The sequence below is a fragment of the Gordonia sp. UBA5067 genome, assembly GCF_002414845.1.
Lineage (GTDB): Bacteria > Actinomycetota > Actinomycetes > Mycobacteriales > Mycobacteriaceae > Gordonia > Gordonia defluvii.
In genome coordinates this window covers 62,729-76,562 of record NZ_DIAX01000086.1, presented here as the reverse complement: position 1 = coordinate 76,562, position 13,834 = coordinate 62,729, and the positions used below count along the sequence as shown (strand labels likewise).

Annotated in this window: 15 protein-coding genes and 2 pseudogenes; 10 read left to right on the top strand and 7 right to left on the bottom strand. The window is 66.4% G+C overall.

Translation table 11 applies throughout. The features are described from left to right. Positions 1-319 (top strand): annotated as a pseudogene (locus B4M62_RS14700) (HNH endonuclease); the annotation flags it as partial. Positions 320-344: 25 nt separating this feature from the next. Here the strand turns inward: B4M62_RS14700 and B4M62_RS14695 are convergent. Beyond that, positions 345-818: an SRPBCC family protein gene (locus tag B4M62_RS14695; RefSeq protein ID WP_290714300.1), complete on the bottom strand. Its 474-nt coding sequence runs from the start codon at positions 816-818 to the stop codon at positions 345-347. A gap of 84 nt (positions 819-902) precedes the next feature. Further along, a complete protein-coding gene (locus B4M62_RS14690; RefSeq protein WP_290714299.1) occupies positions 903-1,613 on the bottom strand; it encodes an NUDIX hydrolase in 711 nt (236 codons plus the stop codon). 64 nt (positions 1,614-1,677) lie between these two features. Here B4M62_RS14690 and B4M62_RS14685 point away from each other — a divergent pair, with 64 nt between their 5' ends. Together B4M62_RS14685 and B4M62_RS14680 are read left to right on the top strand one after the other, a co-directional pair. After that, positions 1,678-2,181, top strand: a complete 504-nt coding sequence (locus B4M62_RS14685) for a T3SS (YopN, CesT) and YbjN peptide-binding chaperone 1 (protein ID WP_290714298.1) — start codon at positions 1,678-1,680, stop codon at positions 2,179-2,181. A gap of 1 nt (position 2,182) precedes the next feature. After that, a complete protein-coding gene (locus tag B4M62_RS14680; protein ID WP_290714297.1) occupies positions 2,183-3,628 on the top strand; it encodes an ADP-ribosylglycohydrolase family protein in 1,446 nt (481 codons plus the stop codon). A gap of 31 nt (positions 3,629-3,659) precedes the next feature. Here B4M62_RS14680 and B4M62_RS14675 read toward each other — a convergent pair whose 3' ends face one another. Then, positions 3,660-4,217 (bottom strand): dihydrofolate reductase family protein, encoded by a 558-nt coding sequence (locus B4M62_RS14675; protein WP_290714296.1) that lies wholly within the window; start codon positions 4,215-4,217, stop codon positions 3,660-3,662. A gap of 52 nt (positions 4,218-4,269) precedes the next feature. Here B4M62_RS14675 and B4M62_RS14670 point away from each other — a divergent pair, with 52 nt between their 5' ends. The 3 genes from B4M62_RS14670 (at position 4,270) to B4M62_RS14660 (ending at position 7,778) form a co-directional block, all read left to right on the top strand. After that, positions 4,270-5,547, top strand: a complete 1,278-nt coding sequence (locus B4M62_RS14670; RefSeq protein WP_290714295.1) for a competence/damage-inducible protein A — start codon at positions 4,270-4,272, stop codon at positions 5,545-5,547. A 77-nt stretch (positions 5,548-5,624) separates the two neighbouring features. Then, entirely contained in the window at positions 5,625-7,070 is a 1,446-nt protein-coding gene (locus B4M62_RS14665; protein WP_290714294.1) for a catalase, read from the top strand. A 117-nt stretch (positions 7,071-7,187) separates the two neighbouring features. Beyond that, a complete protein-coding gene (locus tag B4M62_RS14660) occupies positions 7,188-7,778 on the top strand; it encodes a hypothetical protein (protein ID WP_290714293.1) in 591 nt (196 codons plus the stop codon). Positions 7,779-7,790: 12 nt separating this feature from the next. On the opposite strand, the gene B4M62_RS14655 is transcribed toward B4M62_RS14660, so the two are convergent. After that, the gene (locus B4M62_RS14655; protein ID WP_290714292.1) at positions 7,791-8,237 is read right to left on the bottom strand and encodes a nuclear transport factor 2 family protein; all 447 of its coding nucleotides are present in this window, start codon (positions 8,235-8,237) and stop codon (positions 7,791-7,793) included. A gap of 290 nt (positions 8,238-8,527) precedes the next feature. On the opposite strand from B4M62_RS14655, the gene B4M62_RS14650 reads away from it, so the two are divergent. Next, positions 8,528-9,286 carry an alpha/beta hydrolase gene (locus B4M62_RS14650; protein ID WP_290714291.1) on the top strand — a complete coding sequence of 253 codons (759 nt, stop codon included), beginning with the start codon at positions 8,528-8,530 and terminating at the stop codon, positions 9,284-9,286. A 56-nt stretch (positions 9,287-9,342) separates the two neighbouring features. Here the strand turns inward: B4M62_RS14650 and B4M62_RS14645 are convergent, their stop codons facing one another. Next, a complete protein-coding gene (locus tag B4M62_RS14645; protein WP_290714290.1) occupies positions 9,343-9,903 on the bottom strand; it encodes a Uma2 family endonuclease in 561 nt (186 codons plus the stop codon). Between the two features lie 272 nt (positions 9,904-10,175). Here B4M62_RS14645 and B4M62_RS14640 point away from each other — a divergent pair, with 272 nt between their 5' ends. Continuing rightward, the gene (locus B4M62_RS14640; protein ID WP_290714289.1) at positions 10,176-10,619 is read left to right on the top strand and encodes a DUF1942 domain-containing protein; all 444 of its coding nucleotides are present in this window, start codon (positions 10,176-10,178) and stop codon (positions 10,617-10,619) included. Position 10,620: 1 nt separating this feature from the next. Here the strand turns inward: B4M62_RS14640 and B4M62_RS14635 are convergent. Both B4M62_RS14635 and B4M62_RS14630 read right to left on the bottom strand, forming a co-directional pair. Continuing rightward, positions 10,621-10,932 (bottom strand): annotated as a pseudogene (locus tag B4M62_RS14635) (Uma2 family endonuclease); the annotation flags it as partial. A 14-nt stretch (positions 10,933-10,946) separates the two neighbouring features. Then, entirely contained in the window at positions 10,947-11,339 is a 393-nt protein-coding gene (locus B4M62_RS14630; protein ID WP_290714288.1) for a PPOX class F420-dependent oxidoreductase, read from the bottom strand. Positions 11,340-11,362: 23 nt separating this feature from the next. Here B4M62_RS14630 and B4M62_RS14625 point away from each other — a divergent pair, with 23 nt between their 5' ends. Next, positions 11,363-12,184: an adenylate/guanylate cyclase domain-containing protein gene (locus tag B4M62_RS14625; protein ID WP_290714287.1), complete on the top strand. Its 822-nt coding sequence runs from the start codon at positions 11,363-11,365 to the stop codon at positions 12,182-12,184. A 62-nt stretch (positions 12,185-12,246) separates the two neighbouring features. Then, on the top strand, positions 12,247-13,821 hold the full coding sequence (locus B4M62_RS14620; RefSeq protein WP_290714286.1) for an MFS transporter: 1,575 nt from the start codon (positions 12,247-12,249) through the stop codon (positions 13,819-13,821). Positions 13,822-13,834 lie beyond the last annotated feature (13 nt).

Sequence of the window (13,834 nt, the reverse complement as noted above, 5' to 3'; positions counted from 1 at the left end):
TAATCGTGCCGTCGGCGACAAACCCCTGCAATGGGAAACGATCTACCAACACCACGGTCCACACACTGGCCGCGTCGCCTGGCGGCTGCGCTGCCACAACGGCCAGCCCGGCACCAGCCGCATCAACAATGCCCACCACGCCGACGACCTAGCCCGCGACACCATCACCCGCATCCGAGAACGCACCAGCCACGACCCCGACACCAACACCGACGCCAACGCCAAAACCAACAACCGCAGAGACAGCACCGATCCCGGCCCACCACTATCACCCACCGAAAACCAACTCTGCACCCGACTCGGCTACACCACCCGCTGAGAATCGCTATTCCGCCCGCGAGGCATCAAGGGGCCTCGGCTGCAGCCTTCAACGCTTCGAGGGTCTCGCGTCCGCCGGCAGCGACGGCGGGCATGAAGGTGCCGGCGCCACCGAGATGGCTCTCGACGAAGCCGGCGGCGAGTTCGGAAACCCCCTCAGGCGCCTCGCGGCGCTGGGTGAGGAGAGTTCCGGAGTCACCGAGTGGGGTGAGTTCGTAGGCCCAGACCATGCCGTTCTCCGCCACGCGGAACGCCAGAGCCTGTTCCGGCTCGAACCGGACGATCGTGGCGTGAGTGGTCCATTCCTGGCCCTGGTGCTGGTTGCGATTGGTGAACTCGGTGCCGAGCGCGACCGTGTCATAGCCGGCGCGGAGTCGGGTCGAGGTGACCTGCGGGCTCCACTCGTTCATCCGGCGCACATCCGAGATCAGTTCCCACACCTTCGCAGGCGGGGCGTCGATCTCGATCTGGTGCTCTAGGCGCGGTATCTCCACGTTCACGACGGCTCCTTCGTAGTGTCCCTCTGCGCCTTCATCGGGGTCGGCGGGGTCGTTTCATACGCTACCCACGGACCTCATCCCCGACTAGCGCGAGTGTCGCTGCCGGCACCGATACAGCGCCGCAGGCCGGCCCCGCAGACTCTCCGCGAGCACCGGCTCCCCGTCGTCGTCGACCACGGGCGCCAAGAACGGCTTCATCCGGCGATTGAAGTTGTCCTTGTGCAGCCCCTCGCCAACCACCGCCTCGTGCACCTTGCGCAGCTGATGCAGCGTGAACGGCTCAGGCAGGAACCCATCGGGATCGGGCAGCGTGTCGGCATAGCGATGCCGGAACTCGTACCGCTCACGCAGGGATCGCACCGCGTCGGCCACGATCTCGTCGTGATCGAACAGCAAAGGTGACCCGGCGACCAACTCACCGTCGTCCCCGACGGGAATGAGTTCGCCGCGCGCGCCCGCCAACTCCCCCGCCGGAATCGATACCGCGTGGGCGATGGAGATGGCCCAGGTACGGTCGTCGCGGTCCGGTTCGTCGAACAGACGCAGCAGCCGCGGATGCACGTCGCGGCTCGGGGTGATGCCGACTTTGCGTCGAAAGACGTCGGCGACGGTGTCGGCGACGGTCTGACGCTCGCGCATGAACGCGCCGGGCAGGGCGCGCCCGTCGGGGTCGGCGCGGTCCTGGATCAGGACGCGCAGTTGCGGGTCCGCGGTGCTTGCGCCGGCCACGGTGAGGATGGCGAGGTCGACCGTTACCCCAGGTCGGGGGAAGTTTTCCAGGGATTCTGTCGCCACCCCTTCACATTAGCGCGTTTAGCGTGTTAATCTTTAGCTATCTTGACGAGCTAAAGGAGAAGACATGCGACGAGAAGACCAACGACCCGACCGCGACAGCGACAAGCTGTGGGAAGAGTTCGACGCGGAACGCACCACAGTCGACACAGGCGAACTCGCTCAGTTGTCGACCAACCGCGACGAGCTGATCCGGCTCGTCGGCGATGCACTGACCGAAAAGTTCGGCGAGCGACCCGCCGTCGACGACGACCGCGACTTCGTGCTGCACCACATGGGCCAGCCGGTATGGATCCGCGTCCACGCCGACTTCCCCGCCATCACGATCATGGCGCGCGTCGGGCACGGCGTGTACTCACGCCGGGCGACCGAGGTGGAACTCGGGATCCTCAACCGCACCGCCACGTTCAGCCGCTGGTCGCTGGCCGGTCGCGACGTCTGGCAGGAGACCGCCATGGTTGCACTGCCGTTCGTCCCGCTCCACTTGTCAGTCCTCATCGATAGATTCCTCCAGACCATGACGTCCACCCGTGACGACCTGGCCTACCGCACCGGCGCAAAGGTGGCCTGACATGACCCTGACTCCCGCACAACTCGACCGCGCATGCGGCGCGGTCCTCGGCTCCGCCGTCGGCGACGCCCTCGGTGCGCCATACGAATTCGACCGGGCCGCAATCGGTTCCGACGGACCGCAGATGATCGGTGGCGGCCTCGGCCCCTTTGCTCCCGGCGAGTGGACCGACGACACCACCATGGCGTGGGGCATCCTCGACGTCGCCGCCCGTGGACTCGACCTACGCTCCGAGGAGGGGCTCACCGCCATCGCTCAGAACTTCCGTGATTGGGTCGACAGCGGCGTGAAAGACATCGGCACCCAGACATCCGGCGTTCTGAGCCGCGGCGGTGCATCACCCACCGGAGCACGACTCACCGAGATCTCGCGGGACTTCGCTCGCAACAACAGTCACTCCGCCGGCAACGGCTCCCTCATGCGCACCGCCGCCGTCGCACTGCCGTACCTGTCCGACCCACTCGCCGTCGTCGACGCCGCTCGTCACGTCAGCACCCTGACCCACGCCGACCCGCGCGCCCAGGAGGCGTGCGTGCTGTGGTCGCTCGCCATTCGGCGGGCCATCGTCGACGGCGAGCTGGACCTGCGCGGCGGCCTCGCGTTCCTCGACGGCGACGCCGTCGCGTACTGGACCGAGCGGATCGACGAGGCCGAACAATCCGACCCAAATGTGTTCACCCCCAATGGCTGGGTGGTCTCGGCGCTGCAGGCGGCGTGGTCGGCGATCGTCCACACACCGCCGCCCGCCGACGGTCCGTGCCGACAGTTCGGTACGGCGCTCGATCGCGCAATCCGGATCGGCAATGACACCGACACCGTCGCCGCAATCGCCGGCGCGCTACTCGGCGCGCGATGGGGAGCGTCGGCGATTCCCGCGCAGTGGCGTCGGATCCTGCACGGATACCCCGGGCTGACCGGCGAGCAACTCGTCGGGCTGGCCCATGTCGCGACCGATGGTGCGCCCGGCAAATACGGGTGGCCGATGGTGGCGCGCATCGACTACGCCGACCAGGCCCCCGGCATCCTCGTCCGCCACCCGTACGACGACGGGGTATGGCTCGGCGATGCCCTGGCATTGGACGCGCTACCCGCCGGGGTCTCGGCCGTGGTGAGTCTGTGTCTGGTCGGTTCCTCGCAGGTGCCCACCGGGGTTGAGCATGTGCCGTTCCGGCTGATCGACGAAGCATCGCCGACGGTGAACCCGAATCTGGACTTCGTGCTCGCCGACGCCGCTGCGACGGTGGCGGCGCTGCGCGACGAGGGGCATGGCGTTCTGGTGCACTGCGTCGCCGCACAGAGCCGGACCCCGGCCGTGGCGATCGCGTATGCGCTGCAGCGCGGGGTGGCGCTTGCGGACGCCGACACTGCTGTCCGTCGGGTTGTCCGCGGGCCGGGTCCCAACGCTGGGTTCGTGGCGGCGTTGGCCCGGTTGGCCAGTGCTACGTAGCCCAGCCCACCTACCGATGCGCGTCGACGGCTCAACCCGCGCGCCGATAATGCATGGCAACCACACCATTGCTCAGCGGCGTCGAGGACACCAGCTCGAGCCGCCGGATGCTGGCCAGTCCGTTCTGGTACAAAGTCGGACCGCGGCCGGCGATCCTGGGGTGGACGAGGAACCGGTACTCGTCGATCAGATCCAGCCGGTCGAGTTCAGTTGCGAGCGCTCCGCTGCCCAGGAGCACGCCGGTCGGCGTCTCATCTTTGAGCTGTTGCACGCCCGCCCGCAGATCACCGGCGAGGTGGTGGCTGTTGGTCCACGGGAAGTCTTGGCGCGTCGACGACACCACGTACTTCGGCTTCGCCTCCAACTTGGCCGCCCAGTCCCGCATCGCCGGCGGCCCGTCCTCGTCGCCGCGCGCAACCGCCGGCCAATAGCTCTCCATCATCTCGTAGGTGATGCGGCCCCACAGCATTGCGCCGCCGGCGTCCATCAGTCCGGTGTAGTAGGCGTGCGTCTCGTCGTCGGCGATCCCCGCCTCATGGTCGACGCAACCGTCAAGCGTGACGTTGAGGCCGAACGTCAGAAGTCCCATGCCTCGAGCGTACGAGGATTCCGCGCGGATGCCCTTCCCTAGACTCGGCAGAGTGAGCGCACGCGCGGGAATCATCGTCACCGGCACCGAAGTCCTCAGCGGACAGATCGCCGACCAGAACGGCCCGTGGGTCGCCGCGCGGCTCCTCGAACTCGGCGTCGACGTTGCCCATACAACGATCTGCGGCGACCGTCCCCGCGACCTGACGGCGCAGTTGGCCTTCCTCGCCGACCAGCGGGTCGACCTGATCGTCACCACCGGCGGCCTCGGCCCCACCGCCGACGACCTCACCGTCGAGACCGTCGCCGCGTTCTGCGGTCTACCACTTCGCGCCGACGATGTGCTCGCCCAGCAAATCGAGGCCATCATCCGCAGTTGGCGCCGCTACGCCGAGGTCGACGAGCTTCCCGACGCCTTGGCTGCCGCCATCGCCAAGCAAGCCCTCGTACCCGACGGCGCACTGCCGATTGCCCCCACCGGGACCGCACCCGGCATCGCCATCGCGGCTGCCGCCGACCGGCCCGCGATCCTCATCCTGCCGGGCCCCCCGCGGGAACTGCAGGCCATGTGGCCTGCGGCCCTCGCCACCCCCGCCGTCGCCGGGGTACTCGCCCGCGCCGACGACGTCGAGCACCGCCAGCTGCGCGCCTTCGGCCTGTCCGAACCAGATCTGGCCACCACCCTGCGGCGCGCCGAGCAGGAGCTACCCGGGTTCGGCGCACTCGAGGTCACGACGTGCATGCGCGGCGGGGAACTCGACATCAGCACCCGGTTCCCGCACGCCGACGAGCAAACCTACCTGGATCTGAAAGCTCTGCTGCGGCAGCAGTATTCGACGGAGATCTTCTCCCCGGACGGCACCACACTCGACGATCTGCTGGCCGCCGCCCTCGCCGGCGCGACGATCGCCACCGCCGAATCCTGCACCGGCGGAATGGTCGCCGCCCGCCTCACCGACCGCGCCGGCTCGTCGTCGTATGTCCTCGGCGGCATCGTCTCGTACGCGAACTCGGTGAAGACCGATGTGCTCGGGGTCCCGGCCGCACTGATCGACGAGCATGGCGCGGTCAGCGAACCGGTTGCCGCGGCGATGGCCGACGGGGCCCGAGCCGTCACCGGCGCCGACATCGCCATCTCCACCAGCGGGATTGCCGGACCCGGTGGCGCGGTGCCCGGCAAACCGGTCGGGACGGTGTGCTTCGGGCTGGCCGTCGCCGGCCGCGCGACGACGACGATCACCCGCTGGCTCCCCGGTGACCGGGCCCTCGTCCGAACCCTGGCCACCACCGTCGCCCTCCATCTGGTTTATCGGGCGCTCGTACCGGCGTAGGGTGCGAGATAGGGGGCTCGCCGGCTCCGGGTCCGCTGCTTCGCCCAATCAGAGCCGACCACCGGGAGGCGATCGCCATGTCGGAACGTCCATCTACAACCAGCGACTCCGGGGCACCGGCCGGTAGCGACGACCAGTCGCTGACCGTCGGACCCAACGGGCCCATCGTGCTGCACGACCACTATTTGATCGAGCAGATGGCCCAGTTCAACCGCGAACGCATCCCCGAGCGCCAGCCGCACGCGAAGGGCAGTGGCGCGTTCGGCACCTTCGAGACCACCGGCGACGTTTCCGTGTACACCTGTGCGGACTTCCTGCAGCCGGGCCGCAAAACCGAATTGGTTGCGCGGTTTTCGTCGGTGGCCGGCGAGCGCGGCAGCCCCGATACCTGGCGCGACCCCCGTGGCTTCTCGCTCAAGTTTTATACCGACGAAGGCAACTACGACATGGTCGGCAACAACACGCCGGTCTTCTTCATGCGCGATCCCCTGAAGTTCCAGCACTTCATCCGCTCCCAGAAGCGCCGCGCCGACAACAATCTGCGCGACCACGACATGCAGTGGGATTTCTGGACCCTTTCGCCCGAGACCGCGCATCAAGTCGCGTGGTTGATGGGTGACCGCGGTACACCGTCGACGTGGCGGCACATGAACGGCTACAGCTCGCACACCTACCTGTGGGTCAACGCCGACGGCGTGAAGCACTGGGTCAAGTACCACTTCAAGACCGATCAGGGCGTTGAGTGCCTCACCGACGACGAGGCTGCGCGCTTCACAATGACTGACCCCGACCACTACACGAGGGATTTGTTCGAGTCGATCGCTGCGGGCGATCACCCCAGCTGGACGCTGCACGTGCAGCTGATGCCCTTCGACGATGCAAAGGACTACCGGTTCAACCCGTTTGACCTGACCAAGGTGTGGCCGCACGGCGACTATCCGCTGATCGAGGTCGGGCGCATGACCCTGCACACCAATCCGGTCGATCATCACGCACAGATCGAGCAGGCGGCCTTTGCACCGAGCAACGTGGTGCCCGGCATCGGGTTCAGCCCCGACAAGATGCTGCTGGGCCGCGTCTTCGCCTACCCCGATGCGCATCGCGCCCGGATCGGGGCCAACTATCAGCAGATTCCGGTCAACCGGCCGCGCAACGAGGTGCACAGCTACTCCAAGGACGGTGCGATGCGCATCGATCCGGTACACGATCCGGTCTACGCCCCGAACTCCAAAGGCGGTCCCGCCGCGGACTATCCGGGTCAGGCCGAGCCGCAGTGGGCGGCCGACGGCGAGATCCTGCGCACCGCGTATACCTTGCACGCCGAGGATGACGACTGGGGTCAGGCGGGCACCTTGGTCCGCGACGTGCTCGACGACGACGCGCGCAGTCGCCTGGTCGCCAACACCGCCGGGCATTTACTCGCCGGCGTCAGCGAGCCGGTCCTGGCGCGCGCCTTCGAGTACTGGAAGAACATCGATCCGGAGGTGGGAGCCCGCATCGAGGCCGCAGTGCGAGCCGGTTGACCCTGGGATCTGCACATAGTGAACCCCTACGAGGGAGTAGTTCCCTCGTAGGGGTAGCTATTGGCAGATGTCGGGGCACCAGCTAGTTTGAGGCGCCCACTTAGCAGAGAGATACCCATGACGACCCCGCCGCCCAATCAGCGCTTCCAACCACCGTTCATGCCGCCCCCGCCAGTCATGCCGCCCCCGTCGTCGGCCACCTCGTCGAACGGAACGCGGTGGGTGGCGATCATCGCGTCGACGTTCCTGGTCCTGTCGCTGATCGCCAATGCCGCCCTGGGTGCGCTGTGGCTGCATGACCGTAGTGCCGCCAGCGACGCAGCAGCCCTGCGGAACAACGCGCATGCCGAGAAGGTGGCGATGAACTATGCCGTCGGGATGACGACGATGGACTATCACGACCTCACGGCGTGGAAGGACTGGATCAACTCCGCCAACACCACACCTAAGGTCAAGCAGCAACTGCGGGGGACCGTCTCCACGATGGAACAGCTGGCTGTCGAGCAGCAGATGGTGTCCACCGCAACACCAATCGCGGCGTCGGTCTCGTCGGCACAAAACGGTGTGTACGTGGTCAACGCAGTAATTCAGGCCAAGGCCACGAACAAGCTGACGCCGAACGGCAATACCAGTCAGATGACCCTCAAAGTCACGGTCGACAAGAATCAAAACTGGCTCATCCTCGACGCCACCACTATCGGTTCGTAACTGCGCCAGCAGCTATTCGTTCACAAACGGATTGTTTTCGAACCAGACGTTGTCTTCGACGAGCTTCCTACTGCGCCAACCATTCTCGGTGCGAACAAGTTCATGGTTGTAATACCCGCCGCAGAACGACGCTCCTTCGACGCCCGGAATCTTCAGCGGGTTGTAGAACTGCGCACGCACGGTCGCGGTATCGCCGTCGATCGTGGCGTCGACGTTCATCACGCAGTGCATCGTCATCGGCAAAAGGACGAGGTTCGTCGAAAGCCAGTCGACGGTGTCGTCGAGCGTGCCCGCCTCACCATGAGGTGCCGACGTGTAGTCGATCCAGGCATCACGGGTAAAGACGGTGCGGTAGCGCTCCCAGTCGCGGTCATCGACCGCTGCGCAGTAGCGCGTCAGCAGCCGACGGATCTCCGCTTCGTCCAGCATGAGTTGTAGTCCAGATTGATCAACAGTCATTTCGCCCAGCCTTCGCGTCGGTCCTGCCCACACGTTAGGCGGCAGCACGTCGCGATCTGGACGAGGACACCAGAACCATCGCTACCCCGAGCGTGGTTAATCGCTGAGCGACCGCTACGAGAAGAGACGAGTCCGGCGTAGGCGCTGATACACTCGCCTGGCCCGTGCAGGAATCCGAGGAGGTGGTACCCGTGAACGAATTGACGTTGGTGCTCCCCTGGGGAGTCACGGTCCGGCGATAGGTCGCCCGGGAGCGCCGCTGATAAGCAGCACTCCCGAAAGGCACGACCATGCGCTTCACTTCTGAACAACATCTCGCCGAGGGCATCACCGAGCGCGAGTTCACTCTCGGTGACACCACTGGCATCCTGTGGACACCGCCAGCCGCTTCCGCATCCGCACCGGTGCCACTCATCCTGCTCAACCAACCAGGCAGCATTGGGACGCGACGGATGTATCCCCGCCTATTGGAACGGGCCCGCAGCGCCGCCGCAGCCGGTTTCGCCGCGGTCACCGTCGAGCTGCCCGGCGCGGGCGACCGGGCCCCGCTGCCCGGTATGGCGCACGCCTTCGGCGAGCTTCGTCGGGCCATCTCCGCTGGTGAGCAGCCTGCGGAGAAGGTGATCGACCAGCTGATCCTGCCGCTCGTCGATCAGGCGGTTCCGGAGTGGCAGACCACGCTCGACGAGGTCCTTGCCCGTCCCGAAATCGGCGAACGAGTGGGCTTCTCCGGTGGGGTGATCGCCATCGGAGTGCGGCTGGCCGTCGTCGACCCGCGTGTGGCAGCGGCCGCCTTCTTCGCCGGTAGCTACGTGCCGCGCGCGACTTTGGCGGAGGCGCGGCGGGTCACAATTCCGCTGCACATTCTCCTCCAGTGGGATGACGAAGGAAATGATCGCGGGATGGCGCTCGACCTCTTCGACGCTTTCGGTTCGACGGAGAAGACGCTCAACGCCAACATGGGCGGCCACGCTGGCACTCCTCAGTTCGCGGGCGAAGATGCCACCCGCTTCTTCGCCCGCCACGTCGCTCTGCCGTCGGCTAGGTAAACGCCGGCTGGCGGAGCCGTAAGTCGAGGACACAGGCAGAACGCGTGCTGCCGCAGCTAGTCGAGGAGCTCGGCGGGAATCAGCGCGACGTTGAACGGTTCAGTCAGCCGCAACGTCGCACCGTCGACTGCGCGGCCCACCTCGACATACTGCCCGTCGCGCAACGCCCACGCGATGATCGACGGCTCATCCGGATCGACGACCCAATAGTGCGCGCACCCAGCACGACGCAATCGATCCTTCTTCAACAACAAGTCAACGCTCCGCGTCGACGGCGACAACACCTCGACCGCAAGCAGCGGCGCCCCCGGCAAATCCCGCTCAGTGAACGCCTCCCGCGGCGCCACCAACAGATCCGGCTGCATCACCGTGTCCTCGGCGAGCACAACATCGACCGGCGCGAAGTACATGCGGAACTCGCTCGGGCACGCATCAAAAAGGACGCGAGACAACATAAGCACGACCTGCTGATGCACCAGTCGCGGCGCCGGACTCACGACGAGAATCCCGTCGAGGAGCTCATACCGATGCCCATCATCAGGCATCGCATCCAAATCCTCGCGCGTCAACGCCCGGCCCCGCGGCAGCCCTAAGACCTCGGTCGTCATAGCCGTCATCGTAGTCCTCACCCTCCCCCACGGCGACCGAATCTAGCGCCACGACCTGCAAGAATCACCCCAACAACAGGCCCGCTCACAACCGTCCTGTGGACAACACGAAACTGTGAACAACGCGCCCGCCGACCGCGACGCGCTGCCCTTGTCCCGCACACGATCCGCGCCGCGGTGTCAGACCGTCGACCTAGTCTCTGCCGAAACGGATCACCGGAGATGTGAACCGTCGGCAACCTAGGAGGTCCACAATTATTTCGTCCACCCGCATCGCCCGCTTGGCGATCGCACTGAGTCTCGCTCTCATCGCGCTTCTTGCCCCCAGCGGCCAGGCCGCAGCGGCCGAGGGCAAGTACATCTCCGACTACGACGACGCAGGCTATGTCGATGTCACTGACATCCAGATGAGTGGGAGCACCTTCAGTTTCACCGCGACTATCACCGCAACCCGCGGGTCGCTCGCCGTCAATCCGCTGTACTGGTCGGCAAAGGCCGCCGACGGCACGATGTACAGCAGCCCAGACTACTCAAGCACGACACTTGGATCCGGTAGCCTTCCGGCCGGCGAACGCGCCCGCGGCACTGTCGCCTTCGACATCGATGGGCCTCGGCCGACATTGATCGCCTACGAAGGTGCCTTAGGTGATCGGCTGGCCACCTGGTCCATCACCTGGCGCAAGCCGAAGCCGTCCCCCCGGCAGACCTCGCCATTCGGGTCATAGGTCAGCTCGACCAACGGACCAACTCTGACGGCGTCAATGCGATGCCAAACGGCTCGGTGATTCGCAGTTCCTCGTCACCGGCCGCATGACCAACCTCGACATATTGCCCGTCGCGCAACGCCCACGCGATGATCGACGCTCATCCGGATCGACGACCCAATAGTTCGCGCACCCAGCACGACGCAATCGATCCTTCTTCAACAACAAGTCAATGCTCCGCGTCGACGGCGACAACACCTCAACCGCAAGCAACGGCGCCCCCCGGCAAATCCCGCTCAGTGAATGCCTCCCGCGGCGCCACCAACACAACCGGCGTGTGGAAACCGGCTACACGTCGCGCGCGTTGACCTTCAGGCCGTGGGCGTCCTTGTCTTCGTCAAGACCAAAGCCGATCACACGCTCGGGATGGATGTGGATGACCGCGCCCGACTCGGCCGTTGCCGGCACAGCTTCGGCACGCCCGCGAATCTCGAGGCAGCGGACGCGCCACGGATCGATGGAGGCAAGGTCGTCAACGACCAGTGCCACGCGACCGTTGTCGGCGACATTGCGATACTTGCGGCTCGCACTCATGTTGTAGCCGCCGACATCGATGGTGCCGTCGGCGTTGACCTTGTACCCGACCGGACTGTTCTGCAGAGTCCCGTCGGGCTTCTGTGTTGCGAGCCGTCCGAGTCGCTGGGACTTCAAGTATGCGAGTTCGGTGTCGGTGAACGCCATGTGTGCAGGGTACGTTGACTCCGATGACCACACTCGAGATTTCGCTCGCGGTAGTGGCGGCCGCGCTCGCTGCGCTGGCGACGACCACCACCGTCTTGTGGTTGAGCGCGCGCCGGCGGTCGCACTCGTTGCAGCGCACGCTCACCGAGTTGCAGCAGCCGCCACGCAAACGCCGACTGCGGGTGCCGACGGCGTCCGAATTGGCCCGTGGCGCGGTCGGAACGGCCATCAAGGTGGCCGACCAAGGTCTCGGCCGCGTGGTTCGGAGCTCCGTCGAGGAGATCGCCGGCTGGGCAAACGTGCAGCGTCCCGACCTCGTCCGCATCGCCGATCACGACGGGACGGTCACAATCCTGTTCTCCGACATCGAGGATTCGACGACCCTCAACACCCAACTCGGCGATAAGGTGTGGGTCCATCTGCTCGACAAGCACGATCGCATCATCAACCGCGCCGTCGAACATCACAATGGCTACGTCGTCAAAACCCAGGGCGATGGCTTCATGGTCGCCTTCCGCTCCCCGGCCGATGCGGTCGGTGCGGCAGTCGACGTTCAGCGCGCGATCACCGGCGTTCGACCCGGCTCGCGCCTGAGCCCGGTGCGGGTGCGCATCGGCATCCACCGCGGACCGGCGGTCCACCGCGACAACGACCTGTTCGGGCAGAACGTCGCCATGGCTGCGCGCGTCGCCGGACAGGCCGACGGTGCGGAAATCCTGGTCAGCGACGCCGTGCTCGACGAACTCGGCGACACCTATTCGGTGCTGCAGACCAGGAATGTTGATCTCAAAGGAATCCCGGGCAAGCACGCCGTCCATGCCCTCGATTGGGCTGCCGCCGCCTAAGCGCGACCACAACCGGCCAGATCAACGTCAACCGGCTCGCCGGCGAACCTAAGCTGATGCCCATGGCGTTGAAGTTGGGTACCGCCCCCTTGCAGAACGAGGTGTTCCGGAATCTGTTCTTGGCGCTGATGATCTCGAACATCGGGCTGTGGATGCAGACGGTGGGCGCCCAGTGGTTCCTCGTCGACGCCAATGCCGGGCCGGCGGTCATCTCGCTGGTGCAGACCGCGAGCCTGCTTCCCACCCTTGTCTTTTCACTGTTGGCCGGCGTGCTGGCCGACGTGTTGAATCCGAAGCGCCTGCTCATCGTGATGACGGTGTACGCCGTGGTGATCGCCGGCGTGATGGCGGGCCTGGCGTGGAGTGGTCTGCTGACCCCGCCCATCCTGCTGGTGCTGACCTTCCTCCTGGGTTCCGGCGCCGCGCTCAGCGCCCCCGCGTTCCAGGCCATCCAGCCCGAACTGGTGCCGCGCGATCAGATTGCCGACGCGGCGTCGCTCGGCAGCGTCGCGATGAACACCGCGCGGGCCGTCGGCCCCGCTCTGGCCGGGGTGCTGTTCACCTTCGGCGGTGCCGGCACGGTCTTCGCCGTCAATGCGGTGTCCTATGTGGCGGTGCTATTCGCCTTGCTGACCTGGCGCCGGCCGCCCAAGGCAGCCGACGTGGAGCGCGAACACATCGCGATGTCCATGACGGTCGGGATGCGGTACCTCGCGGCGGCGCCAGTGGTGCAGCGGCTACTGCTGCGGGCCGCGTTGTTCGCCCTCCCGGCGTCGGCGCTCTGGGCGCTGCTGCCGGTGGTGGCCAGGTCGCACTTCCACTTCGATTCCACCGGCTACGGCGTCCTGCTCGGACTACTCGGCGTCGGCGCGGTGTGCGGCATGTTCGTGCTGCCGGCGATCCGGGCGACCATCTCATCGGATCTGCTGCTCGCCGGGTCGGCACTACTGTTCGCGGGCGGCACCGTCGCAGCCGGATTCGCACCGTTCGGCTGGGCGGCGGTCCCGCTGTTCCTGGCGGGCTTCGGCTGGACCGCGCAGCTCTCCACCCTCAACGCGGCCATGCAGCTGACCCTGCCGCAATGGGTGCGCGCCCGCGGAATGTCGATGTACCTGCTGGTTTTCATGGGGCTACAGGGTCTGGGTGCCTTCGGTTGGGGATTACTGGGACAGTCGCTGAGCCCGGGCACCGCCCTGGCGATCGCCGCCGGCCTGCTGGTGTCCGCAGCGGCAACCGCGACGGTTCTGCCGCTGCACCCGATGACCGCGCAGCTCGACCGCACCCTCTTTGTGACGTGGCCGGTGCCCAACCTCGTCTTCGAACCGGGCCCGTCCGACGGTCCGGTGCAGATCGAGGTGACCTACCGCGTCGAACCGGAGAATCGGCAGGCTTTCCTCACCGCGATGACGCCGCTGGCCGGCTCTCGGCGCCGGACCGGCGGCCGATCGTGGCGGCTATATCAGACCGGGGAGGAGCCCGACACCTACATCGAGCAGTTCGTCGTACCGTCCTGGTCGGAGTACCAGCGCCAACGCACCCAGCGGTGGACCGGCTTCGATCACGAGAACATCCTGCGCGTCGCCGCCGTCGCCGAGCGCGAAGGCCAGCGCCACCTGTTCACCGAGGCGGTGCACTGACCGACCTGGAGCC

What these genes read in the sequence shown, in the direction of transcription:
- B4M62_RS14655 (WP_290714292.1), bottom strand. Translation starts at nt 8,237, where the DNA reads ATGACTGTTGATCAATCTGGACTACAACTCATGCTGGACGAAGCGGAG.
- B4M62_RS14645 (WP_290714290.1), bottom strand. Translation starts at nt 9,903, where the DNA reads ATGACGGCTATGACGACCGAGGTCTTAGGGCTGCCGCGGGGCCGGGCG.
- B4M62_RS14660 (WP_290714293.1), top strand. Translation starts at nt 7,188, where the DNA reads ATGACGACCCCGCCGCCCAATCAGCGCTTCCAACCACCGTTCATGCCG.
- B4M62_RS14650 (WP_290714291.1), top strand. Translation starts at nt 8,528, where the DNA reads ATGCGCTTCACTTCTGAACAACATCTCGCCGAGGGCATCACCGAGCGC.
- B4M62_RS14620 (WP_290714286.1), top strand. Translation starts at nt 12,247, where the DNA reads ATGGCGTTGAAGTTGGGTACCGCCCCCTTGCAGAACGAGGTGTTCCGG.
- B4M62_RS14630 (WP_290714288.1), bottom strand. Translation starts at nt 11,339, where the DNA reads ATGGCGTTCACCGACACCGAACTCGCATACTTGAAGTCCCAGCGACTC.
- B4M62_RS14680 (WP_290714297.1), top strand. Translation starts at nt 2,183, where the DNA reads ATGACCCTGACTCCCGCACAACTCGACCGCGCATGCGGCGCGGTCCTC.
- B4M62_RS14665 (WP_290714294.1), top strand. Translation starts at nt 5,625, where the DNA reads ATGTCGGAACGTCCATCTACAACCAGCGACTCCGGGGCACCGGCCGGT.
- B4M62_RS14625 (WP_290714287.1), top strand. Translation starts at nt 11,363, where the DNA reads ATGACCACACTCGAGATTTCGCTCGCGGTAGTGGCGGCCGCGCTCGCT.
- B4M62_RS14675 (WP_290714296.1), bottom strand. Translation starts at nt 4,217, where the DNA reads ATGGGACTTCTGACGTTCGGCCTCAACGTCACGCTTGACGGTTGCGTC.
- B4M62_RS14685 (WP_290714298.1), top strand. Translation starts at nt 1,678, where the DNA reads ATGCGACGAGAAGACCAACGACCCGACCGCGACAGCGACAAGCTGTGG.